Raw genomic sequence first — 4,180 nt, forward strand, 5'->3', positions numbered from 1 at the left:
TCCCAATATCGGCAAAACACCGGTGAGCCGGGTTGACCAGCTCAAGTTGGTAAATCTGTTTAATGCAGTCACGAAGAACTAATACTTTCTTTGACAGCCTCAGAAGTCGACTGCCTCAAGCAGTTGGCTTCATAGGCCTCAATATCTTTCTCCCGATACATAACTCGCCCCTGTAGTTTCAAATACCTGGGGCCAATCCCTTCGGAACGCCACCGCTCTAAAGTCGCTTCACTCACGCCCCAGCGATTCGCCAGCTGCCTCTGATTCATGTGTATTACCGTCATAAAAACTCCTGTGTTGGACTATTTGGTAACCACCATGAACGCTCAAAACTACGGATCAAATCAAGCTAATTAGGGCTGGTTAGGGGCATAAATATCGATAGCTAATCGCAGGTATTTAATGGACTTGTTCGGTTGCGAGTTAGGGAACTGAACCCGCGTCCCGTCCCACCACCATCTTGTAAATAGCCCTAATGAGCCCTCACCAGCCATTAGGGCTTTTTATTAACCCGCAACTTTACTATCAGGAAATTAGGGCTGGTGCGGGAACTTGCGTACTAGCACTCCCTCAAAAAGCTTCAAACGTACTTTTTATTAAGCAACTGGCCTCATATTCCAGTACATCTTCTCGCCTGTACCTGACTTGCCCGCCCAGTTTCAAGTCATTCGGATGACACTACGAGAAATCGGAAATTTTTCTGCTTCGTTAGCGCATTTCTGTGAGTCCTTCCCGATTAACCGCTTGGAACAGACGTCGACAAATAAACCTCAAACCAAACAGTTTTAAGAAATCCCTATCTCAACAACAAGCTACACCTACTCCAAACCCGCGATCATATTCCGAAACCATCGGTGAACCGAGTCGTTATCCGAGAAAGACGCCCACGACAGGTAAATAGGAATTGGAGGCACTTCTTTAGGAAAAGGTTTGAACACCAGATCATACCCTTCACACAAGATACTTGCCATACGCGTTGGTATCGTACCAATCAAGTAAGACTGTTTAATCGCCATTACCATCGAAGATACCGAACTGACACGGGCACGAACGCAACGGTTTTCGTTGAAACCACCGAGAATCACATCAAGCTGATTCGCATTTCCAGAAAGTTTTGGCAGCACCACATGTTCCAAGGCGATATAGTCCGTCAGACTCAACTGCTTATCGGCATAAGGATGATCCGCGGCCATTAGAACAGACATACTTTCTTCAAATAGTTTGAGCGTCGGCAACTCGTGAGCGATTTCTTTATCGTAGTGCAAACATAAGTCCAGTTTTCCACGTTGTATCAGATTAAGAGATTCCTGAAACCCATGTATAACCGATTCAACTTGCACCTTTGGCGCGCTTTCCCTCAGCATGTTCATCAGTCGTCCCATAAAAACCATGTCAAAATAGTCGCCTCCTGCTACTTTGAAAATACATTCGCAAAACAAGGGATCAAATTGATTCGCGCGTTCCATTTCGCCGCGCAATGATTCAAGTAAGTGATGAACGACGGGATACAACTCCAGCGCACGAGCAGTCGGCTCCAGTCCCCGCCGCGTACGCACAAACAACTCATCCTTTATGGTCAGCCGAAGTCGTTTCAGTGCCGCGCTTGCTGCGGGCTGACTCATCCCCAGATGGCTCGCGGCCATGCTCAAACTGCCCTGCTCCATGATGGCCTCAAACACGGGAAACAGGTTCAGATCAACCGACTTTAAATTCAGCTTCATAAATATCTTATATATATTTTATTGATTGGATAAATTTTACTTGGCACTTTAAACTCCTTGCAATCTTTTTGTCCACTCCATCAAGGCTAATGAAATATGAAGAGTATAAAATCCGCAATCATTGCGACCTGCCTAATCGGACTGTCCGCAGGATGTTCCGAGCATATTCCCTTGGAAGAAGGTGCCAATCAGAACGGCCACACCGCGCCAACCGCGGCCACTGCTAAAGCAAACCAGAAGATTCTCAGCGAGCGCCCCTTCGCCAATACGAGCGATTTTACTCACGCGCGTAAAGGTTTTATTGCCAAACTAGACAACCTGGAATTACGCGACCGGGATGGCAATCTTCTGTTCCGGCCAGATGATTTCTCCTTTGTGGACGCAGACGGCACCAATGCACCCGCGTCCGTCAATCCGAGCTTGTGGCGCCAGGCGGCACTGAACAACATCCATGGTTTATTCGAAGTTTCGAAGGGGATCTACCAGATTCGGGGAACGGATCTGTCAAACATGAGCATTATTGAAGGTGACACCGGTTGGATATTGGTAGACCCGCTCACCGCCAGAGAACCGGCAAGCGCTTCGTTCAAACTGGCGCAAACGCATCTAGGCAAGAAGCCCGTTAAGGCCATTTTGTTTACCCACTCTCATATCGATCATTTCGGCGGGGTTGACGGTATTCTTGAGCATTTGTCTGCGGACGAAAAAGCCAACCTGAGAATCATCGCACCCGAAGGTTTCGTCGAAGAAGCGACGAGTGAAAATATTATTGCCGGCATCGCCATGGGACGTCGTGCTGAGTTCATGTACGGCAAGCGTCTATCCAATGACATCCGTGGGCATGTTGACACCGGTCTGGGCAAGCTGCCTGTCGCGGGCAGCTTCACGTTTAAACAACCGACTGAAATCGTCACGCACGACAACCTGAACTTTGTCATTGACGGGGTGCCATTCGAGTTTCAGATTGTATCCGGTTCCGAGGCCCCCTCCGAATTCACTTTCTACTTGCCTGAGCACAAAGCATTCTGTGGTGCCGAATTGGTGAGCCGGAACATGCACAACCTCTATACACTTCGAGGTGCAAAGGTACGTGACGCGCGATTGTGGACAAGCTACATCGAAGAGGCCAGGGTAAAATTTGCGGACGCAGAAACGTATTTCGCAAGCCACCATTGGCCACTGTGGGGTAAAGACAACATCAATAACTTCCTGGAAGTTCAGCGCGACACCTACAAGTATATCCATGATCAAACGGTGCGTATGATGAACCAGGGTTATACGCCCAATGAAATTGCCAGTCAGATAAAACTGCCGGACGCGCTGAATCAGGACTTCCACAACCAGGGTTATTACGGCACCGTGCAACATAATGCAAAAGCGGTGTACCAGTTCTATATGGGTTGGTATACCGGCAACCCGGCCAAACTACACCCCTTGCCTGAATCGGTGTCTGCAAGTCACTATGTGGACATGATGGGTGGTATATCCTCAGTGGTCGAAAAAGCACAAAAACAGTTTGAAGAGGCCTCGAATGCCGATGCAGAAGCCGGTACAGAGCGATACCGCTGGCTAGCAGAACTACTTAATCAGGCCGTATTCGCCGCGCCAGACAACGCCGATGCCAGAGCGCTGCTGGCCAAGGTTTATGACCAGTTGGGCTATCAGGCCGAATCAGGCCCTTGGCGAGATGTTTACTTGAGCGCCGCCTATGAATTGAGGCATGGCTCACCCGAAAAAGGCATTATCTCGCCCGTCTCGATGAAGGAAATACTCAAGGCAACGCCTGTCGAAGAGTTCCTCGCGAGTATGAGCGTGCGCCTGAATGCGGACGAAGCTGAGGGCGAAGCACTCACCATTCTGCTGAACTTTACCGACATTAACGAAACGCATTTGATCTCGGTGAAAAATTCCGTCATGCATCATAAGCAAATCGCGGCACCAGTGGCAGCGGACGCCACCTTGAATTTGACCTTCACCCTTTTTGTCGATATCGCAGTGGGCCAAGCCAGTCTCAAAGATTTACTGTTGGGTGATGAATTGAGCGTAGAGGGTAGCTCATTGGATTTGCTGAGTTTTGTGGGGATGCTGGATAAACCTGCCGGCACGTTCAATATCGTGACTCCGTAGCGCTTGCAAAGCTATTAGTTCTATATACCTTGATAGGAAATTACTGAAAAGCGCCATGCTGCAGCACATATTCATAAAGCGAAAACTTCGCTATCAGGCGATTGGTTAACAAAATGGAGAAGCTACAACGCAAAGCCAATCGTCAACCAAGTTCCTGCTAGCTAATGACAAACAGAGTTCCGAAGCTCCTGCGTAAGCATAGATCCGCATTGGCTTACTAATGCAATTGAGGGACTAATTCAGTTCCTATTGAGGGAACCAAACCGGCGTCCCACGGCACCACCAAATCAAAAGCCCCTGTAGGATTTAATTTTACAGGGGCTTTTTTTATA

Annotated in this window: 3 protein-coding genes; 1 reads left to right on the top strand and 2 read right to left on the bottom strand. The window is 48.5% G+C overall.

What is annotated here, in order from left to right; all coding sequences use genetic code 11:
* Window positions 1–68 precede the first annotated feature (68 nt).
* The gene (locus ACPXV9_RS15755; RefSeq protein WP_045857757.1) at window positions 69–284 is read right to left on the bottom strand and encodes a helix-turn-helix transcriptional regulator; all 216 of its coding nucleotides are present in this window, start codon (window positions 282–284) and stop codon (window positions 69–71) included.
* 534 nt (window positions 285–818) lie between these two features.
* The gene (locus tag ACPXV9_RS15760) at window positions 819–1,721 is read right to left on the bottom strand and encodes a LysR family transcriptional regulator (protein ID WP_423899031.1); all 903 of its coding nucleotides are present in this window, start codon (window positions 1,719–1,721) and stop codon (window positions 819–821) included.
* A gap of 96 nt (window positions 1,722–1,817) precedes the next feature.
* Here ACPXV9_RS15760 and ACPXV9_RS15765 point away from each other — a divergent pair, with 96 nt between their 5' ends.
* Window positions 1,818–3,848, top strand: a complete 2,031-nt coding sequence (locus tag ACPXV9_RS15765) for an alkyl/aryl-sulfatase (RefSeq protein WP_334014380.1) — start codon at window positions 1,818–1,820, stop codon at window positions 3,846–3,848.
* Window positions 3,849–4,180: the final 332 nt, after the last annotated feature.

The organism is Candidatus Pelagadaptatus aseana, from assembly GCF_040362265.1.
In the GTDB taxonomy this organism is placed as follows: Bacteria; Pseudomonadota; Gammaproteobacteria; order Pseudomonadales; family Cellvibrionaceae; genus Pelagadaptatus; species Pelagadaptatus aseana.